This is a genomic window from Streptomyces sp. NPDC057438 (assembly GCF_042802995.1).
GTDB lineage: Bacteria > Actinomycetota > Actinomycetes > Streptomycetales > Streptomycetaceae > Streptomyces.
Map to the genome: position 1 here is coordinate 160,313 of NZ_JBHVDD010000004.1, position 26,664 is coordinate 186,976.

24 protein-coding genes are annotated in these 26,664 nt (G+C 72.5%); 12 read left to right on the forward strand and 12 right to left on the reverse strand.

Translation table 11 applies throughout. The features are described from left to right. The first annotated feature begins 17 nt into the window (after nucleotides 1–17). Nucleotides 18–1,694: a hypothetical protein gene (locus tag ACFU5F_RS04860; RefSeq protein ID WP_383881960.1), complete on the forward strand. Its 1,677-nt coding sequence runs from the start codon at nucleotides 18–20 to the stop codon at nucleotides 1,692–1,694. After that, nucleotides 1,691–3,631: a glycogen debranching N-terminal domain-containing protein gene (locus ACFU5F_RS04865; protein ID WP_383881962.1), complete on the forward strand. Its 1,941-nt coding sequence runs from the start codon at nucleotides 1,691–1,693 to the stop codon at nucleotides 3,629–3,631. Before ACFU5F_RS04860 ends, ACFU5F_RS04865 begins: the two co-directional genes overlap by 4 nt. A 285-nt stretch (nucleotides 3,632–3,916) precedes the next feature. Here the strand turns inward: ACFU5F_RS04865 and dusB are convergent, their stop codons facing one another. Further along, complete coding sequence (gene dusB / locus ACFU5F_RS04870) at nucleotides 3,917–5,071, reverse strand: tRNA dihydrouridine synthase DusB (RefSeq protein WP_383881965.1); 1,155 nt, start codon at nucleotides 5,069–5,071, stop codon at nucleotides 3,917–3,919. An 81-nt stretch (nucleotides 5,072–5,152) separates the two neighbouring features. On the opposite strand from dusB, the gene ACFU5F_RS04875 reads away from it, so the two are divergent. Beyond that, nucleotides 5,153–6,601: an MFS transporter gene (locus tag ACFU5F_RS04875; RefSeq protein ID WP_383881968.1), complete on the forward strand. Its 1,449-nt coding sequence runs from the start codon at nucleotides 5,153–5,155 to the stop codon at nucleotides 6,599–6,601. Between the two features lie 73 nt (nucleotides 6,602–6,674). On the opposite strand, the gene ACFU5F_RS04880 is transcribed toward ACFU5F_RS04875, so the two are convergent. Next, nucleotides 6,675–7,682 (reverse strand): helix-turn-helix domain-containing protein, encoded by a 1,008-nt coding sequence (locus ACFU5F_RS04880; protein WP_383881971.1) that lies wholly within the window; start codon nucleotides 7,680–7,682, stop codon nucleotides 6,675–6,677. A gap of 53 nt (nucleotides 7,683–7,735) precedes the next feature. Between ACFU5F_RS04880 and ACFU5F_RS04885 the strand changes: the two genes are divergently transcribed. Both ACFU5F_RS04885 and ACFU5F_RS04890 read left to right on the forward strand, forming a co-directional pair. After that, nucleotides 7,736–9,238, forward strand: coding sequence for an MFS transporter (locus ACFU5F_RS04885; protein WP_383881974.1), 1,503 nt, complete (start codon nucleotides 7,736–7,738; stop codon nucleotides 9,236–9,238). 150 nt (nucleotides 9,239–9,388) lie between these two features. Further along, a complete protein-coding gene (locus tag ACFU5F_RS04890) occupies nucleotides 9,389–9,595 on the forward strand; it encodes a hypothetical protein (RefSeq protein ID WP_383881977.1) in 207 nt (68 codons plus the stop codon). Between the two features lie 28 nt (nucleotides 9,596–9,623). Here the strand turns inward: ACFU5F_RS04890 and ACFU5F_RS04895 are convergent, their stop codons facing one another. Together ACFU5F_RS04895 and ACFU5F_RS04900 are read right to left on the reverse strand one after the other, a co-directional pair. Next, nucleotides 9,624–10,028, reverse strand: a complete 405-nt coding sequence (locus ACFU5F_RS04895) for an SRPBCC domain-containing protein (RefSeq protein WP_383881980.1) — start codon at nucleotides 10,026–10,028, stop codon at nucleotides 9,624–9,626. 16 nt (nucleotides 10,029–10,044) lie between these two features. Beyond that, the gene (locus ACFU5F_RS04900; RefSeq protein WP_383881983.1) at nucleotides 10,045–10,701 is read right to left on the reverse strand and encodes a CGNR zinc finger domain-containing protein; all 657 of its coding nucleotides are present in this window, start codon (nucleotides 10,699–10,701) and stop codon (nucleotides 10,045–10,047) included. 21 nt (nucleotides 10,702–10,722) lie between these two features. Here ACFU5F_RS04900 and ACFU5F_RS04905 point away from each other — a divergent pair, with 21 nt between their 5' ends. Continuing rightward, nucleotides 10,723–11,181: a VOC family protein gene (locus tag ACFU5F_RS04905; protein WP_383881987.1), complete on the forward strand. Its 459-nt coding sequence runs from the start codon at nucleotides 10,723–10,725 to the stop codon at nucleotides 11,179–11,181. Between the two features lie 28 nt (nucleotides 11,182–11,209). Here ACFU5F_RS04905 and ACFU5F_RS04910 read toward each other — a convergent pair whose 3' ends face one another. The 3 genes from ACFU5F_RS04910 to ACFU5F_RS04920 all read right to left on the reverse strand — a co-directional run bounded on the left by ACFU5F_RS04910 (nucleotide 11,210) and on the right by ACFU5F_RS04920 (nucleotide 13,911). After that, nucleotides 11,210–11,797, reverse strand: a complete 588-nt coding sequence (locus ACFU5F_RS04910) for a TetR/AcrR family transcriptional regulator (protein ID WP_383881990.1) — start codon at nucleotides 11,795–11,797, stop codon at nucleotides 11,210–11,212. Between the two features lie 26 nt (nucleotides 11,798–11,823). Beyond that, nucleotides 11,824–12,840, reverse strand: a complete 1,017-nt coding sequence (locus tag ACFU5F_RS04915; RefSeq protein ID WP_383881993.1) for an aldo/keto reductase — start codon at nucleotides 12,838–12,840, stop codon at nucleotides 11,824–11,826. Between the two features lie 84 nt (nucleotides 12,841–12,924). Beyond that, nucleotides 12,925–13,911, reverse strand: a complete 987-nt coding sequence (locus ACFU5F_RS04920) for a DUF4394 domain-containing protein (protein ID WP_383881996.1) — start codon at nucleotides 13,909–13,911, stop codon at nucleotides 12,925–12,927. A gap of 216 nt (nucleotides 13,912–14,127) precedes the next feature. On the opposite strand from ACFU5F_RS04920, the gene ACFU5F_RS04925 reads away from it, so the two are divergent. After that, nucleotides 14,128–15,264: an endonuclease/exonuclease/phosphatase family protein gene (locus tag ACFU5F_RS04925; RefSeq protein WP_383881999.1), complete on the forward strand. Its 1,137-nt coding sequence runs from the start codon at nucleotides 14,128–14,130 to the stop codon at nucleotides 15,262–15,264. 99 nt (nucleotides 15,265–15,363) lie between these two features. Here ACFU5F_RS04925 and ACFU5F_RS04930 read toward each other — a convergent pair whose 3' ends face one another. After that, complete coding sequence (locus ACFU5F_RS04930) at nucleotides 15,364–16,746, reverse strand: glycine--tRNA ligase (RefSeq protein WP_383882002.1); 1,383 nt, start codon at nucleotides 16,744–16,746, stop codon at nucleotides 15,364–15,366. A 205-nt stretch (nucleotides 16,747–16,951) separates the two neighbouring features. On the opposite strand from ACFU5F_RS04930, the gene ACFU5F_RS04935 reads away from it, so the two are divergent. From ACFU5F_RS04935 to ACFU5F_RS04950, 4 genes are all read left to right on the forward strand, one after another. Further along, nucleotides 16,952–17,914 carry a metal ABC transporter substrate-binding protein gene (locus tag ACFU5F_RS04935; RefSeq protein WP_383882005.1) on the forward strand — a complete coding sequence of 321 codons (963 nt, stop codon included), beginning with the start codon at nucleotides 16,952–16,954 and terminating at the stop codon, nucleotides 17,912–17,914. 28 nt (nucleotides 17,915–17,942) lie between these two features. After that, complete coding sequence (locus ACFU5F_RS04940; protein ID WP_383882008.1) at nucleotides 17,943–18,710, forward strand: metal ABC transporter ATP-binding protein; 768 nt, start codon at nucleotides 17,943–17,945, stop codon at nucleotides 18,708–18,710. 13 nt (nucleotides 18,711–18,723) lie between these two features. Beyond that, the gene (locus ACFU5F_RS04945) at nucleotides 18,724–19,680 is read left to right on the forward strand and encodes a metal ABC transporter permease (RefSeq protein ID WP_383882011.1); all 957 of its coding nucleotides are present in this window, start codon (nucleotides 18,724–18,726) and stop codon (nucleotides 19,678–19,680) included. 78 nt (nucleotides 19,681–19,758) lie between these two features. After that, complete coding sequence (locus ACFU5F_RS04950; protein ID WP_220648872.1) at nucleotides 19,759–20,172, forward strand: Fur family transcriptional regulator; 414 nt, start codon at nucleotides 19,759–19,761, stop codon at nucleotides 20,170–20,172. 177 nt (nucleotides 20,173–20,349) lie between these two features. Here the strand turns inward: ACFU5F_RS04950 and ACFU5F_RS04955 are convergent, their stop codons facing one another. The 4 genes from ACFU5F_RS04955 to ACFU5F_RS04970 all read right to left on the reverse strand — a co-directional run bounded on the left by ACFU5F_RS04955 (nucleotide 20,350) and on the right by ACFU5F_RS04970 (nucleotide 22,959). Beyond that, the gene (locus tag ACFU5F_RS04955) at nucleotides 20,350–20,874 is read right to left on the reverse strand and encodes a YcxB family protein (RefSeq protein ID WP_383882014.1); all 525 of its coding nucleotides are present in this window, start codon (nucleotides 20,872–20,874) and stop codon (nucleotides 20,350–20,352) included. Nucleotides 20,875–20,877: 3 nt separating this feature from the next. Further along, nucleotides 20,878–21,714, reverse strand: a complete 837-nt coding sequence (locus ACFU5F_RS04960) for an isoprenyl transferase (protein ID WP_383882017.1) — start codon at nucleotides 21,712–21,714, stop codon at nucleotides 20,878–20,880. Nucleotides 21,715–21,821: 107 nt separating this feature from the next. Next, on the reverse strand, nucleotides 21,822–22,571 hold the full coding sequence (recO, locus tag ACFU5F_RS04965; RefSeq protein WP_383882019.1) for a DNA repair protein RecO: 750 nt from the start codon (nucleotides 22,569–22,571) through the stop codon (nucleotides 21,822–21,824). 157 nt (nucleotides 22,572–22,728) lie between these two features. Then, nucleotides 22,729–22,959 (reverse strand): hypothetical protein, encoded by a 231-nt coding sequence (locus ACFU5F_RS04970; protein WP_383882021.1) that lies wholly within the window; start codon nucleotides 22,957–22,959, stop codon nucleotides 22,729–22,731. A gap of 515 nt (nucleotides 22,960–23,474) precedes the next feature. Between ACFU5F_RS04970 and ACFU5F_RS04975 the strand changes: the two genes are divergently transcribed. Next, a complete protein-coding gene (locus ACFU5F_RS04975) occupies nucleotides 23,475–26,588 on the forward strand; it encodes a BTAD domain-containing putative transcriptional regulator (protein ID WP_383882023.1) in 3,114 nt (1,037 codons plus the stop codon). The last annotated feature ends 76 nt before the right edge of the window (nucleotides 26,589–26,664 follow it).

The following is a 26,664-nucleotide window of genomic DNA, read 5'->3' on the forward strand; positions in this document are numbered from 1 at the left end:
TCCTCAGGGAGCCCTGCGTGGATCGCACTACCCAGCTCACCGCCCGTCGGTCCGGGACGGACGCGCACGTCGGCGGCGATGTATACGATCCGGCAGCGCCGACGCCGGTGCCCGACCCGGCCACCCCGACCGCCGCCCCGGCTTCCCCGGCCGCCCCGGCTTCCCCGGCCGCCCCGGCTTCCCCGGCCGCCCCGGCTTCCCCGGCCGTCCCGGCCCTCTCGACCGGTTCGCTGCGCCGTGCCGCGGCGCGGGTGCTGGACGACAACTGGACCGGGAGGTCCACGGTGCCCTCGCGCACGCTGTACCCCCACCAGTGGTCGTGGGACTCGGCGTTCATCGCGATCGGGCTGCGTCATCTGTCGCCGCTGCGGGCGCAGACCGAGTTGGAGACGCTCCTCGGGGCGCAGTGGGACGACGGACGGATCCCGCACATCGTGTTCAACTCCGCCGTGCCGCTCGACGCGTACTTCCCGAGCCCGGACTTCTGGCGCTCCTCGACCGCGGGACGCGCCGCGGGCGCCCCGCGCACCCCGCAGACGTCGGGGATCGTGCAGCCGCCGGTGCACGCGCTGGCGGCGTGGCTGGTGCACCGCGCGGACCCCGGGCTCTCCCGGGCGCGCGGCTTCCTGGCCCGGACGTACCCGCGGCTGGCGGCCTGGCACCGCTATCTGCTGCACCGCCGCGACCTGGGCGGCGGCGGCCTGGTGTCGGTCGTCCACCCCTGGGAGCAGGGCATGGACAACAGCCCGGCCTGGGACGCGCCCCTCGCCCGGATCACCCCCGCCCCGGCCCGCTCCTTCCGTCGCGCCGACCTCGACCACGGCGCGGCCGAGGACCGGCCGACGGATCTGGACTACGGGCGGTACGTGCGGCTGGCGGCGGACTACCGGGACGGCGGGTATGCCGACGGACAGGGCGAGTTCGCCGTCGAGGACCCGGCCTTCAACGCCCTCCTCATCGCCTCCGAGCACGCCCTCGCCCGCATCGCCCGGGAGCTGGGCGCTCCCGGGACCGCCCGGCACGCGCGCGCCGAACGCCTGACGGCGGCGCTGGTGGAGCGGCTGTGGGACCCCGCCGAGGAGATGTTCCTCTGCCGGGACGTCACCACGGACGCCCTCCTACCGGAGCGCGGCGTCTCCGGTCTCCTGCCCCTGCTGCTCCCCGGCCTCCCGCGCGACCACGCGTCCGCGCTCGTGCGCACGGTCCACGGTCCGCGCTTCGGACTCGGCGTGAGCACCCGGCTCGTGCCGTCGTACGACCTGACCGGGGACGCCTTCGACCCCCACCGGTACTGGCGCGGGCCCGCCTGGTTCAACACCAACTGGATGCTGGAGCGAGGGCTCAGACGGCACGGGGAGCCGGGCCGGGCCGACGCGCTGCGGGCGGCGATGCTGGAGACCGCGGGTGCCTCCGGGTTCGCCGAGTACGTGGACCCGTACACCGGCGAGGCGTGCGGGGCGCTCGGCTTCGGCTGGACCGCCGCGCTCACCCTCGACCTGCTCCACCGGGGCGACCTGGACCACGACCCCGGCCACAGCGACGACGACGGCCACGACAGCGGCGTCGACCATGACCATGACCATGACCGTGATCATGATCGTGACCACGGGTGGCACCACGGATCGTACGGCGAACGGCATCACGACGACGAGGTCGTGTTCGGCATGGGTGACCAGGGAGGGGACCGGGGATGACGGACCGGCAGCACCTGCTCGTGCGCGGCGGGACGTTCGCCGCCGTGGGCGACGGCGGCGACATCAGCGGAGTGCGGGGCGGCAGCGCGCCGGACGGGTTGTTCGTGCGGGACGCCCGGCATCTGAGCCGGTGGCAGCTGACCGTCGACGGCGCGGTCCCCGAGACGCTGACACCGGTCGCCGACGGAGACACGGCACGCTGTGTGCTCGTGCCCCGGGGCGGGCGCCGGGAGCCGCCCGCGTACACCCTCTTCCGTGAACAGGCCGTCTCCGACAGCGCGTTCGTGGAGACCCTGCGGATCACGAGCAACCGTCCGGTGGCGACGACCGTCCGGATCGCGATCACGGCGGACGCCGACTTCACCGACCAGTTCGAGCTGCGCTCCGACTTCCGTACCTACGCCAAGAGCGGTGTCGTCAGGAAGCGTGACGTCCTCGACGACGGTGTGGAGTTCACCTACCGGCGGGGCGAGTGGCGGTCGTGCACGACGGTGACGGCCGAGCCGGCGCCGGACGGTGTGGAGGAGACCGGGACGGGGGCGCGGCGCCTGGTCTGGTCCCTCGACATCGCGCCGCACGGCTCGGCGGAGCTGACCTGCCGGGTGATGGCGCGGCCGCACGGCGACCGGCGGGCCGTGCGGGTGCCGCGCTCGCCGGACGCGGTACGGGACCGGCTGCTCGCGGTGGAGGGCGAGTTCATGGAGGGCGTGGCCTTCCCCACCGGCTGGCCGGAGCTGGCCGCCGCGTGTGCGCGCGGTCTCGCGGATCTGGCCGCGCTCCAGGTGCCGGCGACCGGGCCGGACGGGGAGAACCTGCGGGTGCCCGCCGCCGGAGCGCCCTGGTTCCTCACCCTCCTCGGCCGGGACGCCCTGCTGACCTCCCTCTTCGCGCTCCCCTACCGTCCGGAGCCGGCCGCCGCCACCCTGCTCGCGCTCGCCGCGGCCCAGGCGACGGAGGTCGGTGTCGGCTCGGTGGCCCAGCCCGGCAAGATCGTGCACGAGGTGCGGCACGGTGAGCTGGCGCACTTCGGGCAGGTGCCGTACGGGCGTTACTACGGCTCCGTGGACGCGACCCCGCTGTTCCTCGTGCTGCTCGGCGCGTACGTGGAGCAGACCGGGGACGTCACCCTGGCCCGCCGCATCGAGGCCCAGGCGCGGGCCGCCGTCGGCTGGATGCTCGACCACGGCGGGCTCACGTCGCGCGGGTATCTGGTCTACCGCGCCGACCAGGGCGGCCTAGCCAACCAGAACTGGAAGGACTCCCCCGGCGCCATCTGCTCCGCCGACGGCGGCCGGCCCGCCGCCGGGCCGGTGATGGCGGCGGGCGCCCAGGGTTACGCCTACGACGCGCTGCGCCGCACCGCCGTCCTGGCGCGCACGGTCTGGGAGGACGAGGTGTACGCGGCGCTGCTCGAACAGGCCGCGGGCGATCTGCGTGACCGTTTCCAGCGGGACTTCTGGATGCCCGGGCACGGTTTTCCGGCGTTGGCGCTGGACGGCGAGGGTCGGCAGGTCGACGCGCTCGCGTCGGACGCGGGGCATCTGCTGTGGTCGGGGCTGCTGGACAAGGAGTACGGGAAGCTGGTGGGCCGGCGGCTCCTGGAGCCGGACTTCTTCTCCGGGTGGGGGGTGCGGACGCTGGCCTCCGGGCAGCCCGCGTACCACCCGCTGTCGTACCACCGGGGGTCGGTGTGGCCGCACGACAACGCGCTGATCACGCTGGGGCTGGCGCGGTACGGGCTGCACGACGAGGCACGGGCGGTGGCCTCCGGCATGGTGGACGCGGCGACGGCGGCGGGGCACCGGTTGCCGGAGGTACTGGCCGGGTACGGGCGGGACACGCATCCGGAGCCGGTGCCGTATCCGCACGCGTGTGTCCGGGAGTCCCGCTCGGCGGCGGCGCCACTGGCGCTGCTGACGGCGGTCGGCGGAGCGTGATCGCTCCGCTGGGTGGGGCGGGGGCGCCTGAGGGGGTGGGGGTGAGTGTGCTTGGGCGTCTGCGGGTGCGTGGGGGTTGGGGTTGGGGTTGCCCGCGCCGTTCCCCGCGCCCCCTGGTGGGGCGCCTGACAGCTCGGGGGTGAGCGTGCATCGGCGTCTGCGGGTGCGTGGGGGGGGCTCGCGCCGTTCCCCGCGCCCCTTACGGGGCTCGGCAGGGCGCGTGATGTGACGACCTCGGGTGCGTCGTGGTTGCTCGCGCCGTTCCCCGCGCCCCTTGCGGGGCGGCTATCCCCCGGATGTGTCCAGTTCGGCTTCCTCGTCCACGCCCGCACAGTCGTACGGGTCCTTGAGCCAGCCGTCCGGGAGGACCACGCGGTTGTTGCCCGAGGTGCGGCCGCGCGGGCCGTCGGCTCCGGTGGGCCAGGGCTGGTCGAGGTCCAACTCGTCCAGCCCGGCGCGGAGTTCGGCGAGGGAGGAGGTGACCGCGAGGCGTTTGCGCATCTCGGAGCCGACCGCGAAGCCCTTGAGGTACCAGGCCACGTGCTTGCGGAAGTCCACGACCCCCTTCGCCTCGTCGCCGCTCCACTCACCGAGCAGGGTGGCGTGCCGGACCATGACGTCGGCGACCTCCCGGAGCGCGGGCCGCGCGAGATCCGCCGTACGTCCCTCGAACGCGGCCACCAGGTCCGCGAACAGCCACGGCCGCCCCAGGCAGCCGCGCCCCACGACCACTCCGTCGCAGCCCGTCTCACGGACCATCCGCAGCGCGTCCTCGGCCGACCAGATGTCGCCGTTGCCGAGGACGGGGATCTCGGGGACGTGCTCCTTGAGGCGGGCGATGGCGTCCCAGTCGGCCGTGCCGCCGTAGTGCTGGGCGGCCGTACGGCCGTGCAGGGCGATGGCGGTGACGCCCTCCTCCACGGCGATCCGGCCGGCGTCGAGGTAGGTGATGTGGTCGTCGTCGATGCCCTTGCGCATCTTCATGGTGACCGGCAGGTCGCCCGCCCCGCTCACCGCCTCGCGGAGGATCGCGCGCAGCAGGTTCCGCTTGTACGGGAGGGCCGAGCCGCCCCCCTTGCGGGTCACCTTGGGGACCGGGCAGCCGAAGTTGAGGTCGATGTGGTCGGCGAGGCCCTCCTCCGCGATCATGCGGACGGCCTTGCCGACGGTCGCCGGGTCCACGCCGTACAGCTGGATCGAGCGCGGCGTCTCGGTCGCGTCGAACCGGATCAGCTGCATGGTCTTCTCGTTGCGCTCGACCAGGGCCCGCGTGGTGATCATCTCGCTGACGAACAGGCCCTTGCCGCCGCTGAACTCGCGGCACAGGGTGCGGAAGGGCGCGTTCGTGATGCCGGCCATGGGGGCCAGGACGACGGGCGGGGTGACGGTGTGCGGGCCGATCCGCAGGGGGGCCGGCGCGAGGGACACGGGCGTGGACATTCCCCCATTGTCACGCACGGGGGCCCGTGCCCGCGATTCATTAGTTAGGCGCACTACAGACTCGGGCGTACGATGGGCCGCATGCCCGAGCTCAGCCGCCGCCACCGTCGGCTCGTGCTCGCGATCTGCTGCACCAGCCTGCTGATCGTGAGTCTGGACAACACCGTCCTGAACGTCGCCCTGCCCTCGATGCAGCGTGACCTGGACGCGAGCCTCGCGGGCCTGCAGTGGACGATCGACGCCTACACCCTGGTCCTGGCGGCCCTGCTGATGCTGGCGGGCTCCACCGCCGACCGGATCGGCCGCAGGCGGGTCTTCATGGCGGGCCTGGTCGTCTTCGCGGTCGGCTCGCTGCTGTGCTCCCTCGCGCCGAACCTGGAGTCGCTGGTCGGCTTCCGCATGGTGCAGGCCGTCGGCGGTTCGATGCTCAACCCGGTGGCCATGTCGATCATCACCAACACGTTCACGGACCCCCGTGAGCGGGCCCGTGCGATCGGCGCCTGGGGCGCGGTCGTGGGCATCTCCATGGCCGCGGGACCGATCATCGGCGGGCTGCTGGTGGAGTCGGTCGGCTGGCGCTCGATCTTCTGGATCAACCTGCCGGTCGGACTGGCCGCGCTCCTGCTGACCTGGCGGTTCGTCCCCGAGTCGCGCGCCCCCAAGGCCCGCCGCCCCGACCCCGTCGGGCAGCTCCTCGTCATCGCGCTGCTCGGTTCCCTCACCTACGCGATCATCGAGGCGCCGACCGCGCCGCTCGCCGAGACCCTCGGGCTCGGCGCGGTCGCCCTCGCGGCGCTGCTCGGCCTCCTGCGCTACGAGCCCCGCCGCGCGGAACCCCTCATCGACCTGCGCTTCTTCCGCTCGGCCCCGTTCAGCGGGGCGACGGTGATAGCGGTCAGCGCGTTCGCCGGGCTCGGCGGCTTCCTGTTCCTGTCGACGCTGTACCTGCAGAACGTGCGCGGCCTGGACGCCCTGCACGCCGGCCTGTGGATGCTTCCGATGGCGATCCTGTGCTTCGTCTGCGCGCCCGTCGCCGGCCGGCTGGTCGGCAGCCGGGGGCCGCGGCTGCCGCTGCTGATCGCCGGGATCGCGATGACCGCGAGCGGGTGCCTCTTCGCCGCGTTCGAGGCCGAGACCGGGAACGTCACCCTCGTCATCGGCTACGTCCTGTTCGGCCTCGGCTTCGGCTTCGTCAACGCGCCCATCACCAACACGGCCGTGTCCGGGATGCCGCGCGCCCAGGCCGGGGTCGCCGCGGCGGTCGCCTCCACCAGCCGCCAGATCGGCCAGACCCTGGGGGTCGCGGTGATCGGTGCGGTCCTGGCGGCGGGCATCGGCGCGTCCTCGTACGCCGACGCGTTCGTGTCGGCCGCCCGCCCCGCCTGGTGGATCGTCGCGGCGTGCGGCTTCGCCGTCCTGGTGCTGGGCGCGGTCACCACGGGCGCGTGGGCGCGGGAGACCGCTGCGCGTACGGCGAAGCGGCTGGAGTCGCCGGAGGTACGGGACGCGGCGGGTTCGCTCCGCTCGTAGGGCGACTGCGGGTGCGTCGTGGTTGCTCGCGCAGTTCCCCGCGCCCCTTGAAAGCGCGGGGCGCCCCAGAGTTTCAGGGGCGCGGGGAACTGCGCGAGAAGCCCCGCCGGGCCGCACCGTCCCCTAGCGGTCCCCGGCCCTCCCCCGCCCTCTCCCCCTGCTCCCTCCCCCGCTCCCTCTCCAGGGCCATCGCGTGCAGCTTCTCCAGGCGCCCTCGGGTCTCCTCGTCGGCCGGTACGTACGTCACCATGCGCGGGCCGGGGCGGGGGCCGAGCCAGAGGTCGGTGTGGTCGACGTCGAGGAGGCCGACGTGGGCGTTGCGGTACTGCTTGCGCTTGTTGAAGGTCTCGACGACCTCGTGCCGCTCCCAGGCCGAGCGGAACTCGGCGGACTCGGTGCGCAGCCGCTTGAGCAGGGTCTTCCAGGCCGGGTCGGCGAGATGGTCGGCCATCGCGGCGCGCAGCTTGCCCGCGAGGAAGCGGGTGGTCTCCTCCAACTGGACCATGGAGGCACGCCATTGGGGGTGGGTGTAGGCGAGGATCATGCAGTTCATGTCCTCGGGCGGCACCTCGGAGAGGTCGCAGAAAAGCAGTCCGAAGGTGCGGTTGTGGGCCAGGATGTCGTAGCGGCTGTTCTGGATGGACGCCGGGATGGGCTCCAGCTGTTCCAGCAGGGCGTACTGCGCGTCGGTGATCGTGTGGCACCGCGCCCCCGGCGCCGGGTCGGCGGCCCCGGCCAGGTTGAAGAGGTGGGCGCGCTCGCCGGGGTCCAGGAGCAGGGCGCGGGCCAGGGCGTCGAGGACCTGGCCGGAGACATGGATGTCGCGGGCCTGCTCCAGCCAGGTGTACCAGGTGACGCCCACCGCGGAGAGCTGTGCGACCTCCTCGCGGCGCAGTCCCGGCGTACGTCGGCGGCGGCCCCGGGGCAGGCCGACCTGCTCGGGGGCGATGTGCTCACGCCGGTGGCGCAGGAAGGCGGCGAGTTCGTGCCGCCGGATCACCGACTCGGGTGCGGCGGGCGGGCGTTCGGGCTCCCCGGCCCGGGGGCGTGCGAGTGTCTCCGGTGCGGACGTGGTCGTCATGTCTCCAGGGTGCCGCCGTACGGATCCTGTTGCCAGGTACCGCCAGTACCAGGATGAAGAGACTCTGGTACCAGTCTGAGCGGCGCGCGAACCTGGCTCATGTGACCGAGAGCCTTACAACACCGACACCGACACCGACACCGGCCCAGTCCGCCGGCCCTTCCCCCGTCTCCCCCGCCGCACTGGGCGATCTCGGACTCTTCACCGTCCTGCTCGGCGCGGCGCTGCCCCTCATCGACTTCTTCATCGTCAACGTCGCCCTGCCGACGATCGGCCGCGACCTCGCCGCGAGCGAGGCCGTGCTGGAGCTGGTCGTCGCCGGGTACGGCGTCTCGTACGCCGTCCTGCTCGTGCTCGGCGGGCGACTGGGCGATCTGTTCGGCCGGCGGCGGCTGTTCCTGTGGGGCATGGCCGCCTTCGGGGTGACCTCGCTGGCGTGCGGGCTCGCGCCGGACGCCTGGACCCTCGTCGCCGCGCGGGTCGCACAGGGCGCCGCGTCCGCCGCGATGCTCCCGCAGGTGCTCGCCACCATCCAGTCGGCGACGGCCGGCGCCCGCCGGGCCCGCGCGATGAGCCTGTACGGCGCCACGGCCGGACTCTCCATGGTGGCCGGGCAGATCCTGGGCGGGGTGCTGGTCTCGGCCGACCTCGCCGGCACCGGCTGGCGTTCCGTCTTCCTGGTCAACGTGCCGGTGGTCGTTCTCGGGCTGGTCCTCACCGCCCGCGCGGTGCCCGAGACCCGCTCGGCCCGCCCCGAGCCGGTGGACGGCCCCGGCACGGTGCTGCTGGCGGTCTCCCTGCTGACGCTGCTGGTCCCGCTGACCGAGGGCCGGGCGGCGGGCTGGCCCCTGTGGACCTGGCTGGGTCTGGCCGCGTTCCCGTTCGCCGCGGCCGCCTTCTATCTCGTCGAGCGGCGCGCCGACCGTCTCGGCCGTACGCCACTGGTGCCACCGAGCCTGTTCCGGCTGCTCTCGCTGCGCCGGGGCCTGGTGATGATCCTGCCGTTCTCGATCGGGTTCAGCGGGTTCATGTTCGTCATCGCGGTGGCTCTGCAGGAGGGAGCCCGGCTCGGGCCGACGGCGGCGGGGCTCGCGCTCTCCCCCATGGCGGTGGTGTTCTTCGTGGTCTCGCTGGCCGGGCCGCGTCTGGTGACACGGTACGGCTCCCGCGTGGTGACGGCCGGCGGCCTGGTCCAGGGCGTGGGTCTCGCCCTCGTCACCCTCGCCGTCTGGCGGGCCTGGCCCGAGCCGCACTGGCCCCTGCTGCTCACCGGAGTGGCGATCGCGGGTGGTGGTCAGGCGCTCCAACTCCCCATCGTCTTCCGGATCATCCTCTCCGAGGTCCCGCCGGCGCGGGCCGGTGTCGGCAGCGGCGTGATGATCACCACCCAGCAGTCGGCGCTGGCGCTGGGCGTGGCCACGCTCGGTTCGCTGTTCCTGGGGCTGGTACCGGGGATGGGCATGCGGGACGCGCTGGTGACGACCCTGCTGGCGCAACTGGCCGGAGTGGTCCTGACGGTGGGCCTGAGCCTGCGGCTGCCGCGCGTGGTGGTGTGACTCCGAGTCCGGGACGGCGCACGAGGTAACGCCTGGGACAACTCCTCGGAGGATCCACCCTGTTGATGTTGGTCCTGCCGCACACTCCTCACGGACCGCACACTCCTCACGGACCGCACGGACCGCACGGACCCTACGGCTGGAGACGTCATGCAGCAGACCGACACGAGCAAGGTGACCCGCTGGGACCAGCACGGCCGGGAACACACGGTGCGGGTCCGGCGCTCGGGAGTGCAGCGCACGATCAGCTGCGACACGTGCGGCTGGCGCAGGGGCGCGCAGTTCCTGCCGTGGCTGAAGGCCGAGGAACACCTCGCCGAGGTCCACCAGGCGACGGTGGACCCGGCGAACTCGTGACCGCCGCCGGGTCCTCGGTCCGCGGCCGTCAGGCCAGTTGATCGAGTTCGACGGCGACCTGGTCCATCACGCGCTGCCAGTGGGCCCTTTGACGCTCCCGCTCCTCCGGGCCCGCCATGCGCTCCTGATGGAAGACGAGCACCGCCCTGCCGCCCCCGGCCGCGGAGACGGCGACCTGGACGGTCGTGTCGCCGTAGGTGACGCGGATACGGTCACCGGGGCGGTAGCCGCGCACCTCACCCGTGGCTCCCGCGTCGGTCTCGTATCCGGTGCCGCGCTCGGGAGTGAGCCGCGCCCCGGCCCCGAGCCACAGCTCCAGCCCGCGCGGCCCGCTGATGAACTCCCATACGGTGGCGGGCGATTGGGGCAGGGTGCGGGAGACACCGACCTGCCATCCGGCGTCCTTGGTGAGTCCGGTGGATCGAGCGGACATGGGGATCACCCTTTCTCTAGGACTGCTGCCGTATGCGGTGGGCGCGGACCTTGTGGCGGTTGCCGCAGTGCTCCATCGAGCACCAGCGGCGGCGGCCGGGGCGTGAGGTGTCGACGTAGAGGAGGTAGCAGCGGTCACCCGCGCACATCCGGATGCGGTCCGCGTACGGACCGGTGAGGAGGTCGACGGCGTCGCGGGCGACCGTGGACAGGAGCTGGGTGCCGGTCGCCGTACCGGTGGCCCAGCCGCGGGTGCCGTCCGCGCCGAGGGCGGGGGCCAGCGGCGGACGGGCGGCGGCCTCGTTGACGAGGTCGAGGTCGGCGGGGTCCGCCGGCGCTATGCCCAGCTCGGGGAGCCCGCCGACGACGACACGGGAGACGACCGTGCGGGTCAGCGCGTCGCGCAGCCGCCGGGCGCACGCCACCTCGTCCTCCGTGACCCGCAGGGCGAGGAGTGTGGGGGTGAGCCGGGACTGCTCGGCCCAGGCGACCAGGTCGGCGGGGGTGTGCAGCACCTCGTGGCGGGTCAGGGCGCCGGGGCCGCCTGTGACGAGCAGCTCCAGGCAGAGGGCGCCCGGATCGAACCGGTAGACGTTCCCGGAGTAGGACCGCAACCGGATGCCCGACACTCCCGGCACCTCCTCGGAAGCCGATGCTCTGGACGACGTACCCATGTAACCAATATAACCGGTTACATGACAGCCGCACTGAACTGGAAACTGGTCATCGACTCCCGGGACGCCCAGCCCCTGGCGGACTTCTGGGCCGCGGCGCTGGGCTACGAGGTGGAGGACCCCAGCACACTGATCAGCCATCTCCTGGCCACCGGCGACCTGCCCGAGGCCGCCGTCGCCGAGCACGGCGGCCACCACGTCTTCCGCGGCTACGCGGCGGTCCGCCACCCCGACGACCCGTACGACCCGTTCACCGGCATCGGCAAGGGCCGTCGTCTGCTCTTCCAGGACGTCCCGGAACCCAAGTCGGGAAAGAACCGCCTGCACATCGACGTGCACGCCGGCCCGGACGGGCTGGAGGCCCTGGCCGTCCGCATGGAGACGTTGGGGGCCACCCGCGTCGAGGAGTTCGACCGGGGCCCGGCCGGGCACTGGTGGGTGATGCGGGACCCGGAGGGCAACGAGTTCTGCGTGGCGTGACCGCAGGCCTTCCCTCGGGCCCGTCCCGTCAGGCCCGCAGGCCCCGGACCACCAGCGCCACGACCGCCTCGAACTGGGCCTCGATGTCGGGCTGCCGCCAGACGGGGGCGTAGGAGGGGTCGTGGAAGCGGGCGGTGGCGTGGAACACGGCGCGCGCGGTGGCGGCGGGGTCGGCGGCGGTGAAGACGCCGGTGTCGGCACCGGACCGGACGATGCCGGTCAACTGGCCGGTCAGGTCGGCGATGTGGGCACCGACGGCCTCACCGTTCTCGTCCGTCAGCACCTGGTACGTGGCGAACAGCTCCGGGTCGTCGCCGGCCTTGCGGCGCTTGGCCGCGAAGAGGGCGGACAGCCAGGCGCGCAGCCGGTCCTCCGGGTCGCGGTCCTCGGCGGCGATCGCGGTCAGGACCGCCGTCGTCCGGTCCAGCCAGCGCTTGGTCACCGCCTCCCGCAGCACCGCCTTCGTCCGGAAGTGGCGGTAGACGCTGCCGTGGCTGACGCCGAGCGCGCGGGCCACGTCGACCACGGTGGCCTTGGCGGGCCCGTGGCGGCGCAGGACCTCCTCGGTCGCTTCGAGGATGCGCTCGGCGGTCAGGGTCTCGGAGGTCGGTGCCATGGGGGGAACCGTACCCGGCGGCGGGATCAGCGTTCGCTGTCGAGGTGTGCCATCTGGGCGGCGGGGTAGCGGTCGCCGGCCGCCGCGTCGGCCGGTACCGCGCCCTCGATCGCGGCGAGGTCGGCCGCGTCCAGGGTCACCTCGAGCGCGCCCAGCGCCTCCGCGAGGCGGTCCCGGCGGCGGGCCCCGACGAGCGGGACGATGTCCTCCCCGCGCGAGAGCACCCAGGCGATCGCGATCTGGGCCACCGAGGCCCCCTGCTGCTCGGCGATCTTCCGCAGGGCGTCGACCAGGTCCAGGTTGCGCTGGAGGTTCTCCCCCTGGAAGCGGGGCGAGAAGGCCCGGAAGTCCCCCGCCGCCAGCTGCCGGTCACGGGTGAAGTGGCCCGAGATCAGGCCGCGGGAGAGGACTCCGTACGCCGTGATCGCGATGCCCAGCTCGCGCGCGGTCGGCAGGATCTCGTTCTCGATGCCGCGCGAGATGAGGGAGTACTCGATCTGGAGGTCCGTGATCGGGGCGGTGGCGGCGGCGCGGCGGATCGTGTCCGCGCCGACCTCGCTCAGGCCGATGTGGCGGACGTACCCCTTCTCGACCAGTTCGGCGATGGCGCCGACCGTCTCCTCGATCGGCACGTCGGGGTCGAGCCGCGCGATCCGGTAGACGTCGATGTGGTCGGTGCCGAGGCGCTGGAGGGAGTACGCGGCGAAGTTCCTGACCGCCGCGGGGCGGCCGTCGTAGCCGGACCAGCCTCCGTCCGGGTCGCGCAGCGCGCCGAACTTGACGCTGGTCAGCGCCTGTTCCCGGTGGGCCGCGGGCGCGGTGCGCAGGGCTTCGCCGATCAGCAGTTCGTTGTGGCCCATGCCGTAGAAGTCGCCGGTGTCCAGCAGGGTGACCCCGGCTTCGAGGGCCGCGTGGATCGTCGCGAGGGATTCGGCCCGGTCGGCGCCCGCGTACAGCGCGGACATGCCCATGCAGCCGAGGCCGAGGGCGGAGACCTGGGGGCCGGTGGATCCGAGGGTGCGGGTCCGCATCGTCGTCGTCATGGCTCCACGATGACATGACAGCTGACAGATTTCAATATCTGTCAGCTGTCATGTGTCAGCTACTCGTCACATCAGGGGCGGCCGTCAGCCCTGCCGCAGCGGTATCGCCAGGTCCACCACCTGGCGGCCCTTCGGGAAGGTCCCCGCCGAACTCGCCTTCCCCGTGAGCAGGTTGACGGCGAGCAGCCGCACCCCCGTCACCACGTACCCGGCGTTCACCCCGCTCCCCGACGAGCTGTAGATGTCGAACCCGGCCTTCAGCGGGGCGTCCACGCCCAGCCTGCCCGTGGGGGCGAGGTTGCCCGCGTTGGCCGGGGACTGGACGGAGATCCGGTCCTGGGCGGTGTCGAGGTCGAAGAGGGTGGTCGCGGTGGCGGCGTCGAGGTCGTTGTTGGTGTACGCGGCCCCGGTCACCCCCCGCGCGGTGACGCCGGCCGTGGCGGGCGGGACCGGCGGGTTGACGAGGGTGCCGTCGACGGCCGTGGCGCCGGCGACCGGGGCGCCCTGGGGGTCGTCGAGGTTGTGGCGGAGGTTCTGGCCGGTGTCGCTGATCACCCGGAGACGGTTGGCGGCGGGGTTGAAGTCGACGCCGTACGCGGCACCCTGGAGGGCGACGGTGAGCTGGGAGACCTTGGTGGCCTTGGCGCCCACCTCGCGCAGGGTGTAGACACCGCCCTTGTCACCGACGCCGTACAGCTTGTTGTTCTGGACGCGGTAGTCGATGCCGACGAGCCTGGTGTCGCCGTCGAGGCCGCGGACCCTGCCGAGCGGGACGGCGGCGCCGGGCTTGTCGAGGCGGAAGACGACGAGCCGCTGGTCGGCGGTGAGACCGACGGCCTTCAGTCCGCCGGGCACCTTCGCTCCGCCGCCGAGCACACCGCCCTTGGACTCGATGCCGGCCCCGGTGCCGGGGGAGCCACTCGCCGCGGCCTCCGTCGACGCCGTCGATCCGCCCGGCACCCGGGACCCATCCGACACCCCGGATCCGCCCAGTGCCCCGGCGCCGACGGCACCGACCGTCCCGATCGCCACCGTCATGGTCAGTACGCCGATGACCGCTTGCTTGCGCATGAACGCCCCCGTGAAGATGCGCGGCCCGCCCTCTGCGGGCCGTGTGCCCTCTCCTTCGGAACCGGCGGGAGGTCCGGATTGGTGGGTCGTAGGAGATTTTTTCCGGAACTACGGAAGTTTCCCCGACGCTCCGTTGGACACCATTCATCCGCTCTCGGAGAATTCGAGGTGTCCGCCGTCGGCCCCGGCCCGGCCGCGCGACGCTCGGGAGGGCGTATGACGATCCGTATCGCCACCTTCAACGCCGAGAACCTCTTCCAGCGCCCCAAGGCCTTCGGCCTCGCGGACGAGGAACGGCGCAGGAAGATCCTTCAGGACTTCGCCGAGCTGGTCTCCCTCCTCGACCGCGATCCCTATACCGCCGCGGACAAGCGGAAGATCGCCGGGCTGCTGGAGGAGCACACCTACAACAGCACCCGGGCCGAGCCACGTTCGATCGTCGTCAACGAGCCCCGGGGCGGCGCCAAACTGCACACGACGAGCAAGGGCGCGGACGAGCGGACGGTCGTGAAGATCATCGCCGGGGGCCGCTCGGGCTGGGCGGGCTGGGCGGAGCTGGAGCGCGGCGACATCCGCCGGACCGCCGTGGAGAACACCGCCCGGGTGATAGCCGCCGTCGACGCCGACATACTGCTGACGGTCGAGGTGGAGGACCGTTTGACCCTGGACCGCTTCAACAGACAGATCCTCAACGAGGAGGTGCTGGGCGCCGGTTCGGGCGCGCGCCCGTACCCCTTCAATCTGCTGGTCGACGGGAACGACAGCCGCGGCATCGACGTGGGCGTCCTGAGCCGCTTCCCCGTCCGGTCCGTCCGCTCGCACATCTTCGACGGCACCGAGAGGGGCGGCGACCCGATCTTCAGCCGGGACTGCCCCGAGTTCGAGATAGGTCTGCCGGGCGGCGACTCCCTGTGGATCCTCGGCAACCACTTCAAGAGCCAGGGCTTCGGACCGGCCGAGGAGAACGACGAGAAACGGCTGAACCAGGCCAGGCAGGTCAGGAAGATCTACCGGGAGGCGCTGAAGCGTTCGGCGCACGTCGTGGTCGCCGGCGACCTCAACGACTCCCTGGGCAGCCCGCCGATCATGGCCTTGCGCCGGGCCGGTCTGAAGGAGGCGATGACCCACGGGAGCTACGAGGGAACCCCCGGCACCCACGGCACCGGCAACCTGCCCGAGCAGAAGCTCGACTACCTGATGTTCTCCCCGCAGTTGTGGCCCCGGGTCCGTGCCGTGCGGGTCGAGCGGCGCGGCGGCTGGGCCCCCCGCACCTTCGACTCCTTCGAGACGGTGACCTCGAAGATCACCCGGGCCTCCGACCACGCGGCCCTCTTCGCCGACCTGGACCTGTGAAACGCCGAGTTCCCCGGCCCCGTAGGGGGCGCGGGGAACTCGGCGCGGCCAGTCACGAAGAGACCCGCGGCCGCTCAGTCACTCGAGCCGGGCAGACGCTCAGGCGCCCACGAGCCGACCCGCGAGGTACCCCTCGATCTGGTCGAGAGACACCCGCTCCTGCTTCATCGAGTCGCGCTCGCGCACCGTCACCGCGTTGTCGTCCAGCGTGTCGAAGTCGACGGTCACGCAGTACGGCGTACCGATCTCGTCCTGGCGACGGTAACGGCGGCCGATGGCGCCCGCGTCGTCGAAGTCGATGTTCCAGTTCTGCCGCAGTGCCGCGGCGAGCCCCTTCGCCTTCGGGGACAGCTCGGGGTTGCGGGAGAGCGGGAGCACCGCGACCTTCACCGGCGCGATGCGGTGGTCCAGGCGCAGCACCGTGCGCTTCTCCAGCTTGCCCTTGGCGTTGGGCGCCTCGTCCTCGTTGTAGGCGTCGAGCAGGAACGCCAGCATCGTGCGGCCGACACCGGCGGCCGGCTCGATGACGTACGGCGTGTACCGCTCGCTCGACTCCTGGTCGTAGTACGACAGGTCCTGGCCGGAGGCCTTGGAGTGGGCGGAGAGGTCGTAGTCGGTGCGGTTGGCGACGCCCTCCAGCTCACCCCACTCGTTGCCGCCGAACTGGAAGCGGTACTCGATGTCGGCGGTGCGCTTGGAGTAGTGGGAGAGCTTCTCCTTGGGGTGGTCGTACCACCGCATGTTCTCCTCGCGCAGGCCCAGGCCGGTATACCAGTTCCACCGCTCCTGCATCCAGTACTCCTGCCACTTCTCGTCCTCGCCCGGCTTGACGAAGAACTCCATCTCCATCTGCTCGAACTCGCGGGTGCGGAAGATGAAGTTGCCGGGCGTGATCTCGTTGCGGAAGGACTTGCCCATCTGGGCGATGCCGAACGGGGGCTTGCGGCGCGAAGTGGTCTGCACCTGGGCGAAGTTGGTGAAGATGCCCTGGGCGGTCTCGGGGCGCAGGTAGGCGACGGAGCCGGTGTCCTGCGTGGGGCCGAGGTGCGTGGAGAGCAGGCCCGAGAACTGCTTGGGCTCGGTGAACTGGCCCTTGGTGCCGCAGTTGGGGCAGTTGACGTCCGCGAGGCCGTTCTCCGGCAGGCGGCCCTTCTTCGCCTCGTACGCCTCCTCCAGGTGGTCCGCGCGGAACCGCTTGTGGCAGGAGGTGCACTCGGTGAGCGGGTCGGAGAAGGTGGCGACGTGGCCGGAGGCGACCCAGACCTCGGGGGCCAGGATGACGGACGAGTCGATGCCGACCACGTCCTCGCGCGACGTCACCATGTAGCGCCACCACTGACGCTTGATGTTCTCCTTGAGCTCGACACCCAGCGGTCCGTAGTCCCAGGCGGCACGCTGACCGCCGTAGATCTCGCTGCACGGGAATACGAAGCCACGGCGCTTGCTCAGGCTGACGATGGTGTCGATCTTGTCGGCGGCCACGGTGCTCTCTTCATTACGACGACGGGCGACGAAGCGATGCGCCCCTGGAGGGAAGCGAACGCGCTTCAGAGCGAATGCTTCAGATTACCGGCGGAGGCCGCCCTGCAATCAAATCGGTTCGGCGCCAGACCGGACATAGGCCTTACCAAGGGCTTACCACCAGGCTTGTTGACAATCGTTTCCAGATAAGATGAAAATGACTGTCATGAACGTAGTACGACGACGACTTCTGATACCCGCGGCGGCGACCGCGGCGGCCGCTCTCGGTCTCACCACTCTCACGGCGTGCGGCGGCGACAGCGCCGCCGCGGGCAACACCGACAAGTTCGACGTCGTCGCGTCGTTCTATCCGATGGCCTTCCTCGCCGAGCAGATCGGCGGGAAGTACGTGAACGTCACCAGTCTGACCGAACCCGGCCAGGAACCGCACGACCTGGAGATCAGCGCCAAGCAGACGGCCGCCCTCCAGGAGTCGGACGCCGTGCTCTACCTCAAGGGCCTGCAGCCCTCCGTCGACGACGCGGTCGCGCAGTCCGAGGTGAAGACGAAGATCGACGCGGCAACCCTGACCTCGATGGAGCACCACGGCAACGAGGTCGGCGGCCACTCCGCCGAGCACGACGACCACGAGAACGAGGAGCTGGAGGGCAAGGACCCGCACATCTGGCTCGACCCCGTGAAGTACGCGGAGGTCGCCAAGGGTGTGGGCGCCGCCTTCGAGAAGGCCGACCCGGACCACGCCTCCACGTACAAGACCAACACCGAGGCCCTGGTCATGAAGCTGGGCGCGCTCGACGACCAGTTCGAGAGCGGTCTGAAGAACACCGACACCAAGGTCTTCATCACCACGCACGCCGCCTTCGGCTACCTCGCCGAGCGCTATGGTCTCACCGAGGAGGCCATCTCCGGCCTCGACCCCGAGTCCGAGCCGAGCGCCGCGCGGGTCAAGGCGCTGGAGAACATGGCGAAGGCCGACGGCGTGACCACCGTGTTCTACGAGACACTGGTCAGCGACAAGACCGCGAAGACCATCGCCGCCGACGCGAACCTGAAGACCGACGTCCTCGACCCGATCGAGGGCATCACCTCCAAGTCGCGGGGCAAGGACTACTTCGCGGTGCAGGAAGCCAATCTGAAGGCCCTCAGGGCGGCCCTGGGAGCCAAGTGACCTCGTTGATCATCCGGAGGCAGCAGGCATGACCGAGCCCGTCATCTCGTTGCGCGGCGTCCGCGCCGAACTGGGCTCGCGCACCGTCCTGCGCGGCATCGACCTCACCGTGCACCGCGGTGAGGTCGTCGCGCTGCTCGGCGCCAACGGCTCCGGCAAGTCCACCGCCGTGCGCACGGTGATCGGGCAGGTACCCGTCAGCGAGGGCGAGATCGAGCTGTTCGGCACCCCGCGCCGCCGCTTCCGCGACTGGCGCCGGCTCGGATACGTCCCACAGCGCACGACGGCCGCGGGCGGTGTCCCGGCGACGGTGACGGAGATCGTGGCCTCGGGCCGGCTCTCCCGCACCCGCCTCGGCATCCTCCGCAAGGCCGACCACGAGGCGATCCGGCGCGCCCTGGACCTGGTCGGCATGACGGACCGCGCCAAGGACTCGGTCAACGCCCTCTCCGGCGGCCAGCACCAGCGCGTCCTCATCGCACGCGCCCTCGCCTGCGAACCCGAACTGCTGATCATGGACGAGCCGATGGCGGGCGTCGACCTGGCCAGCCAGGAGGTGCTTGCCGCGACCCTGCGCGAACAGGTCGCCAAGGGCACGACGGTGCTGCTCGTCCTGCACGAACTGGGCCCGCTGGAGCCGCTGATCGACCGCGCGGTGGTCCTGCGGGACGGCTGCGTCACCCACGACGGCCCGCCCCCGGAGGCGGTCGGCCAGCACGCCCTGCCCGGCCACGACCACGTCCACCCGCACGCGGCACCCGGTGCCGAACCGGTCCGTACCGGCCTGCTGAGCTGAGAAGGCACCCACGATGGAGATCCTCGACTACGCCTTCATGCAGCGGGCCCTGCTCGCCGCCGTCCTCGTCGGCATCACCGCCCCCGCCATCGGCATCTACCTCGTCCAGCGCCGCCAGGCCCTCATGGGCGACGGCATCGGCCATGTCGCGATGACCGGCGTCGGCCTCGGGTTCATGCTGTCGTGGTCCCCGGTCTGGATGGCGACGCTCGTGTCCGTGGTCGGCGCCGTCCTGATGGAGCTGATCCGCTGGTACGGGAAGACACGCGGCGACATCGCGCTCGCCATGCTCTTCTACGGCGGCATGGCGGGCGGTGTGATGCTCATCAACCTCGCGCCCGGCGGCACCAACGCCAACCTGATGTCGTACCTCTTCGGCTCGCTGTCGACCGTGTCGCAGGAGGACATCACCGCGATCTGCGTCCTGGCAGCGTTCGTGATCGTGATGACGCTGGCCCTGCGCCGGCAGCTGTTCGCGGTCAGCCAGGACGAGGAGTTCGCCCGGGTCACCGGCCTGCCGGTGCGCGCGCTGAACCTGCTGACGGCGGTCACGGCGGCCGTCACCGTGACGGTCGCCATGCGCGTCGTCGGCCTGCTGTTGGTGTCCGCGCTCATGGTCGTCCCCGTCGCCGCCGCCCAGCAGCTCACCCGCAGCTTCGCGGCCACCTTCGCGGTCGCCGTCGCCATCGGGGTCACCGTGACCATCGGCGGCACGGTGACCTCGTACTACCAGGACGTGCCGCCCGGCGCGACGATCGTGCTGCTCGCCATCGCCGCGTTCATGCTGCTCACCGCGTTGGCGACCCCGCTCGCCAGGCGACGCGCGAGGGCGCTGGAGGCACTGGCCGAAGACCCGGCGGAGTGCGTGATCCCGAAGACCGGCGAGGCCGACGAGGCCGTCGCCGGGGCGGGAAAGGCCAGGGACACGGTGCCGGCCAGCCGGGGCTCCGCCGAGGGGTCCAGGGGCTGACCGGCGTCCACCGCAACCCGGCGGGTCCGCGCGGGCTGGCACAATGGCCCCGCAAGACCGCTACGTGAGGAGGCAACGGTGACGACCGCCGGACCCGTACGAGGTCGTTCCACCCGGCAGCGGGCGGCCGTGGCCGCGGCACTCGACGAGGTCGACGAGTTCCGCAGCGCGCAGGAACTCCACGACATGCTCAAGCACAAGGGCGACTCGGTCGGGCTGACCACCGTGTACCGCACGCTGCAGTCCCTCGCCGACGCGGGCGAGGTCGACGTCCTGCGGACCTCCGACGGCGAGTCCGTGTACCGCCGCTGCTCCACCGGCGACCACCACCACCATCTCGTCTGCCGCGTCTGCGGCAAGGCCGTGGAGGTGGAGGGCCCGGCGGTCGAGAAGTGGGCCGATGCGATCGCGGCGGAACACGGCTTCGTGAACGTCGCCCACACGGTGGAGATCTTCGGCACCTGCGCGGAGTGCGCGGCGAAGACCTCGTAGGGCGCCCCGGGGCCCACCGGGCCCGTCTCCCGTGCCCGGGGCCCTCTCCCGTCTCCCGTGCCCGGGGCCCGCGTCTCCCGTGCCCGGGGTGCGTCGGCAGGTGCGGGTGCGTGGGGCTTCTCGCGCTGTTCCCCGCGCCCCTGGAAGGCCGGGCTTCCGCCCCCCGTGCCTTTCCCCCTACAGCCGGGTCAGGCCCTCGCGGGTCAGGACGGCCCGGAGTCGGTCGGCGTCGGCGGGGGTGGCCAGACCACGCTTCGGGAGCACGGTGAGACGGGGCACGCGGGCGCCGCTGAGCAGCACGAAGGTGTGCGGGGTCTCCGCGTACCGGGAGACCTGGGACCAGCGGGCCGGGCGCACGGTGCCCTGGTCGTGCGCGACCGTCACACCCCATGGGTCCAGCACGGCACGGTGCAGCCCGAGGGCCGCCGCCCGCCGGTGCAGGAGGCGGGCCTGGAGCCGGGGCAGCAGGACGAGCCCGCCCACCGCCGCCACCGGCATCACGAGGGCCCGCGCGTCGGGTGTGGCCCCCAGGGCGAGCGTCACGACCGTGACGAACAGACCCGCCCCGGCGGCGAACAGCAGCAGACCCTGGCCCCAGCGGCCGACGGCCGAGGCGCGCGCGGACACACGTACCGCCTCGCGGAAGTCCCCGGCCGTCGCCCGGTAGACCAGCTCCACGTTCTCCCCGCCGACCTGGGCCAAGGGTCAGTCCTCCGTCCGGCCCTCCATGGCCAGCAGCTCCTCGTTCGGGATGGCTCCGCCGAAGCGGCGGTCGCGGGAGGCGAACTCCACGCAGGCACGCCACAGGTCACGGCGGTCGAAGTCGGGCCACAGCACGTCCTGGAAGACCATCTCGGCGTAGGCGCTCTGCCAGAGCAGGTAGTTGGAGGTGCGCTGCTCGCCGCTGGGGCGCAGGAAGAGGTCGACGTCCGGCATGTCCGGGTAGTAGAGGTACTTCGCGAAGGTCTTCTCGGTGACCTTGGAGGGGTCGAGACGGCCCGCGCGGACGTCCTCGGCGAGGGCCTGGGCCGCGTCGGCGATCTCGGCGCGGCCGCCGTAGTTCATGCAGAAGTACAGCGTGAGCCGGTCGTTGTCCTTGGTCTGCTCCTGGGCGATCTGGAGTTCCTTGGCGACCGACTTCCACAGTTTGGGCATCCGGCCCACCCAGCGGACCCGGATGCCCAGCGCGTCGAGCTGGTCACGGGTCTTGCGGATGAAGTCGCGGTTGAAGTTCATGAGGAAGCGGACCTCGTCGGGCGAGCGCTTCCAGTTCTCGGTGGAGAAGGCGTAGAGGGAGATGTTGCGCACGCCGATCTCGACCGAGCCCTGGAGGACGTCCAGGACGCGCTCGGCGCCGACCTTGTGGCCCTCGGTGCGCGGCAGCCCGCGCTCCTTGGCCCAGCGGCCGTTGCCGTCCATGACGATCGCCACGTGCTTGGGGACCAGCTCGCCGGGGAGCTTGGGCGCGCGGGCGCCGGACGGATGCGGCGTCGGCGCCTCGTACTCGCGGCGCTGACGCCCCAGGAACCCGCGTACCACCATGTGCTTCTCGTCTCCTCTGTGCTGCTCTGTGGTGCTCGACTCTGTGGTGCTCTGTGATCTGTGGTGCTCGGCTCCGCCGTGCAGGGGCCGTGCGTGCCGTGCTCCGCCTACGACTTCTCCACGTACCGCAAGGAGCGCAGGCCGCGCTCCAGGTGCCAGTGCAGATAGGCGGACACCAGCCCGTTGCCCTCCCGCACGTGCCGCGGCTCGCTCGTGTCCGCGGTCTCCCAGTCTCCCGTGAGAAGCGCGGCGAGCAGCCGCAGCGTCTGCGGCGAGGGTACGACGCTGCCGGGCACCCGGCAGTCCACGCAGATGGACCCCCCGGCGGCGACGGAGAAGAAGCGGTTCGGGCCGGGCATGCCGCACTTGGCGCAGTCGCCGAAGCTGGGGGCGTAGCCGTTGACCGCGAGCGAGCGCAGCAGGAAGGCGTCGAGGACGAGGTGGGGCGCGTGCTCGCCGCGGGCGAGGGTGCGCAGGGCGCCGACGAGCAGCAGGTACTGCTGCACGGCGGGCTCGCCCTCGTGGTCCGTGAACCGTTCGGCCGTCTCCAGCATGGCCGTACCGGCGGTGTAGCGGGCGTAGTCGCTGACGATGCCGCCGCCGTACGGGGCGATCGTCTCGCTCTGGGTGCACAGGGGCAGCCCGCGTCCGACCAGTTCGCTGCCCCGTGCGAAGAACTGCACGTCCACATGGGAGAAGGGTTCGAGCCGTGCCCCGAACTTCGACTTGGTCCGACGCACCCCCCGGGCCACCGCCCGTACCCGCCCGTGCCCCCGGGTGAGCAGGGTGATGATGCGGTCCGCCTCCCCCAGCTTCTGGGTCCGCAGCACCACACCGTCGTCACGGAACAGACTCACCACGCACCCCCGCGGATCCCCTGCCCACGGCGCGGGGGTCGCGCCCCGCGGGACGACAGCACGGGCCCGTCCGCCGCACCCGGCCTCCGGGTGCGCGGGACGACGCCGTCGTCGCGGAACAGGCTCATGCCGCCCATTCTCGCCTACGGTCACCCCTTCAAGGGACCTCGCCCCGGCTGCGGGCGTTCTCGTACGCGGTCGCCGCGCGGAGCCGTTCCATGGTCGTGGCGGCCCGGACGGTCTCGGGGGCGCAGTCCCACTCCCTCCCGCCGCCGACCGGCCGCAGCTGGACGTACGGGCCCTCGTGGCCCATGACCCGGCCGACCCTGCCCGTGCGGGTGTCGACCGCGTAGGTGCCGATCGCCGGTTTCTTCCCGTGGCCGCTCACCGCAGAGCCGTCGCCGAATTGCCCGGTACCGGCATAACAATTCCTGCTTTTCCGGCTTTCCGCCGCAATTCCTCCACCGCATCCTCCGCCTCTTCGGCGCACCCCGCCGGAACCCGCCCGCCGGGCCTTCTCGCACCGCCCCCACGGTGCTCCCCCGCATCACCGGGTTTCACTCTTCGCATCCCCCCGGTGACCTGCGGTGTCTACACTCGGCGGGAGTCTGTCCGTGCGACCGCGGGACGACGCGAAGGCCCCGCGCCGGGGCGTCGGGACCGATGGATTGGAAAAGGCCGAGGACGAGAAGCGGCGCAGTCCTCACAGCATCATCACAGGTGGTCCTCACACAGGTGGGGAATCTCCGCGTCGTCCACCTAGGATTCCCTTTGGTTACCCCGCTTTCCGGCAACTCGTCGACGCATCACGCGTCATGGGAAACCACTCGGCGTACATGAGCGTCCGACGTTGCGTGAACAACCGCTGTCCCGGCGGTCCGAAAACACGGAAGATGGGGACCCGTGGAGCTGGAATTCCGACTGCTCGGTCCGGTCGAGGCGTGGCACGGTGACAGACCCCTGCGGCTGGGCGGGCCGAAACCGCGCGCACTGCTGGCCGTGCTGCTCCTGCGGGCCGGTCAGGTGGTGCCCGCGGACGCGCTGGTGGACGTGATCTGGGGTGACGAGCCCCCGGACACCGCGCGGGCCCTGGTGCAGACGTACGTGTCGGCGTTGCGGCGGGCCCTGCCCGCCGAGGCGGCGGAGGCGATCGAGACCCGGCCGCCGGGATACGTGCTGCGGCCCGGGACCGGACGGGTCGACCTGGCGGAGTTCGAGGCGCACACGGCGGAGGCCCGCCGGGCCGCCGCCGACGGGGACCACGCGGAGGCCGCCCGGCTGCTGCGGGAGGCTCTGGGGCTGTGGCGCGGCCCCGCGCTCGGCGGCGTCGGGGACGCGCTGCGCGGTGAGGCCGGACGGCTGGAGGAGGCCCGGCAGGCGGCCCTGGAGGAACGGATCGCCGCCGAACTGGAGACCGGCGGGCACGAGGCCGAGCTGGTCACGGAGCTGACCTCGCTGGTCGAGGCCCGGCCGACCCGGGAGCGGCCGCGCGGCCAGCTCATGCTGGGCCTGTACCGGCTGGGCCGGCAGGCCGACGCGCTCGCCGTCCACGCCGAGGGCCGCGCGGTGCTCGCCGACGAGCTGGGGCTCGACCCGGGCCCGGAGCTGACGAGACTGTACGAGGCCATCCTGCGGGCCGACCCGGCGCTGCGCACCGCCACCACGGCCGCCGCCGCCCCGCAGCCCCCCACCGCGCCCCGGCCCGCGTCGCTGCTGCCGCCCGCCATCGGGGACTTCACGGGACGGGAGGAGGAACTGGCGCGGGTCGTCGGGGCGTTGACCGGCGAACGGGAGGCGATGCCCGTCGTGGTGGTGTCGGGGGCCGCCGGGGTCGGAAAGTCCGCGCTCGCCGTGCAGGCCGCGCACCGGGTGGCCGGCGCGTACCCCGACGGGCAGCTCTACGCCGAACTGCACGGCTTCAGCGAGCCCGTACCGCCCGCCGAGGTGCTGGGCCGGCTGCTGCGGGCGCTCGGCGCGGACCCGCCCGAGGACACGGCCGAGCGCGGCGACCTGTTCCGCAGCCTGGTGGCCGGGCGGCGGATCCTGCTGGTCCTGGACGACGCGAACGGCGAGGCGCAGGTACGGCCGCTGCTGCCGGGCAGCGCCACCTGCGGGGTCCTGGTGACCTCCCGGGCCCGGCTCGGCGGGCTCGTCGGGGCCCGGCGCACCGACCTGGACGTCCTGGACGACGCGCACGGGCTGGAGCTGCTCACCCGGGTCACCGGCCCGGAACGCACCCCGGACGACCCGCGCGAACAGGCCGCCGCGCGGCGCATCGTCGAGCTGTGCGGCGGGCTGCCGCTGGCCCTACGGATCGCGGGCGCCCGGCTCGCGACCCGGCGCCACTGGACGCCCAGCGTGCTCGCCGAGCGCCTCGCCGACGAGCACCGCCGCCTGGACGAGCTGTCCGTGGGCGACCTGGAGGTACGGGCCGGTCTCGGCCTCAGCTACCGGGCCCTCGACACGTGCGCCCGCCGGGTGCTGCGCCGTATCGCCACCCTCGGCCCGGCGGACGTCGCCGTGTGGACGGTGGCCGCGCTCTCCGGCATGACCGAGGACGGGGCGGAGGAGGTCCTCGAACGGCTCCTGGACGCCCAGCTGATCACCTGCCCCGGCACCGACCAGATCGGCCAGCCCCGCTACCGCCTGCACGACCTGGTCCGGGTCTACGCCGCCGAACGCGCCGAGACCGAGGACCCGGCCGACGACCGCACGGCGGCGGTGGGCCGGGCCCTGAGCGCGGGCCTGTGGCTGATGGACAGGGTGACGGAGAAGTCCCCCTCGGGCGCGGTGACGTTGCGGCCGGGCTTCGCCCCGAAGGGGCGCGGGACCGTGACACATGCGGCTCCGCCGCGCGGGCGCGAGCAACCACGACGGACCGGAAGCCGCGAACCGACAGACGCCCCCACCCCGGTAGGCGCACGCACCACACGCCGAGCCCTGGAAGACCCCTTCGCCTGGTTCGACGCGGAAGCGGACACCCTCACCACCGCGGTCGAACGGGCGGCAGCCCTCGGCCTGCACACCCTCGCCTGCGAGGCGGCGGCGGCCCTGTGCTCGTCCTCGTTCGCCATCAAGAACCGCTTCGACGCCTGGTGGCGCAGCCACGACGCCGCCCTCGCCGCGGCCCGCCGCGCCGAGGACCGCTCGGGCGAGGCCCTGCTCATCATCGGCCTGGGACAGCTCCGCTACGAGCAGGACCGCATCGCCGAGTCCCAGGAGTACTTCCGCACCGCGGAACGCATCTGCACCGAACTGGGCGACGTACGCGGCCGTTCCGCCGCCCTCGCCGGTCTCGGCAGCGCCTGCCGCGAGGTCGGCGAACTGCGCGACGCGGAACGGGCCCTGACCGACGCGGCCGACGGCTTCCGGCGCGTCGGCGACGACACCGGGGTAGGGGTGGCCTGCCGGTACGGCGGTTCCGTACGCCTCGAACTCGGTGACCAGAAGGGCGCGTTCCCGCTGCTCGACGAGTCGCTGCGGGCGTACCGGCGGCTCGGCAGCCGGCGTGGCGAGGCCCTGGCGCTGCGCACGCTCAGCCTGGTGCACCGCTCGCTCGGCGCGTACGAGGAGGCCGCGCGCGTGGCCGAGGAGGCGCTGGAGATCCTGCGGGCGATCGGCGACCCGCACATGGCGGCGTACGCCCTGCGGGCCCGCGCCAAGGCGCGGCTGCGGCTCGGGCACGTCGGGGAGGCCGAGACGGAGCTGCGCGAGATCCTGGAGGTCTGCCGGGCCCACGAGGACCGCTTCGGCGAGGCCCTGACGCTGCGCACGCTCGGCGAGTGCGCGCTGGCCGACGGCCGGCTGACGGACGCGGAGGGGCTGCTGACCGCGTCCGCCGCCCTCTGGGGCGTCCTCGCCCTGCCCCTCCCCAGGGCCCGCGCCCTGCGGAACCTGTCCGTCGTACGGGCCGCGCTGGGCGACCGGGCAGCCGCGGAGACCCTGCGGGCCGAGGCCATGACGGTGTTCGACGCCTGCGAGGCCCGCGAGCGGGACGAGCCCTGGCCCTGGGTGTGATCCCGGCCAGGCCGAAACCCGCTTGCGGCGGACTTGCAGAGAACTTCCAGCGGAGTGGGCCATTCTCGGTGTTCTC

Coding starts and splice junctions, on each gene's coding strand:
- ACFU5F_RS04880 (WP_383881971.1), bottom strand. CDS start 7,682: ATGACGACCACGTCCGCACCGGAGACACTCGCACGCCCCCGGGCCGGG.
- ACFU5F_RS04905 (WP_383881987.1), top strand. CDS start 10,723: ATGACAGCCGCACTGAACTGGAAACTGGTCATCGACTCCCGGGACGCC.
- ACFU5F_RS04875 (WP_383881968.1), top strand. CDS start 5,153: ATGCCCGAGCTCAGCCGCCGCCACCGTCGGCTCGTGCTCGCGATCTGC.
- ACFU5F_RS04895 (WP_383881980.1), bottom strand. CDS start 10,028: ATGTCCGCTCGATCCACCGGACTCACCAAGGACGCCGGATGGCAGGTC.
- ACFU5F_RS04945 (WP_383882011.1), top strand. CDS start 18,724: ATGGAGATCCTCGACTACGCCTTCATGCAGCGGGCCCTGCTCGCCGCC.
- ACFU5F_RS04900 (WP_383881983.1), bottom strand. CDS start 10,701: ATGGGTACGTCGTCCAGAGCATCGGCTTCCGAGGAGGTGCCGGGAGTG.
- ACFU5F_RS04885 (WP_383881974.1), top strand. CDS start 7,736: ATGAAGAGACTCTGGTACCAGTCTGAGCGGCGCGCGAACCTGGCTCAT.
- ACFU5F_RS04935 (WP_383882005.1), top strand. CDS start 16,952: ATGAACGTAGTACGACGACGACTTCTGATACCCGCGGCGGCGACCGCG.
- dusB (WP_383881965.1), bottom strand. CDS start 5,071: ATGTCCACGCCCGTGTCCCTCGCGCCGGCCCCCCTGCGGATCGGCCCG.
- ACFU5F_RS04865 (WP_383881962.1), top strand. CDS start 1,691: ATGACGGACCGGCAGCACCTGCTCGTGCGCGGCGGGACGTTCGCCGCC.
- ACFU5F_RS04940 (WP_383882008.1), top strand. CDS start 17,943: ATGACCGAGCCCGTCATCTCGTTGCGCGGCGTCCGCGCCGAACTGGGC.
- ACFU5F_RS04920 (WP_383881996.1), bottom strand. CDS start 13,911: ATGCGCAAGCAAGCGGTCATCGGCGTACTGACCATGACGGTGGCGATC.
- ACFU5F_RS04910 (WP_383881990.1), bottom strand. CDS start 11,797: ATGGCACCGACCTCCGAGACCCTGACCGCCGAGCGCATCCTCGAAGCG.
- ACFU5F_RS04960 (WP_383882017.1), bottom strand. CDS start 21,714: ATGGTGGTACGCGGGTTCCTGGGGCGTCAGCGCCGCGAGTACGAGGCG.
- ACFU5F_RS04890 (WP_383881977.1), top strand. CDS start 9,389: ATGCAGCAGACCGACACGAGCAAGGTGACCCGCTGGGACCAGCACGGC.
- ACFU5F_RS04915 (WP_383881993.1), bottom strand. CDS start 12,840: ATGACGACGACGATGCGGACCCGCACCCTCGGATCCACCGGCCCCCAG.
- ACFU5F_RS04925 (WP_383881999.1), top strand. CDS start 14,128: ATGACGATCCGTATCGCCACCTTCAACGCCGAGAACCTCTTCCAGCGC.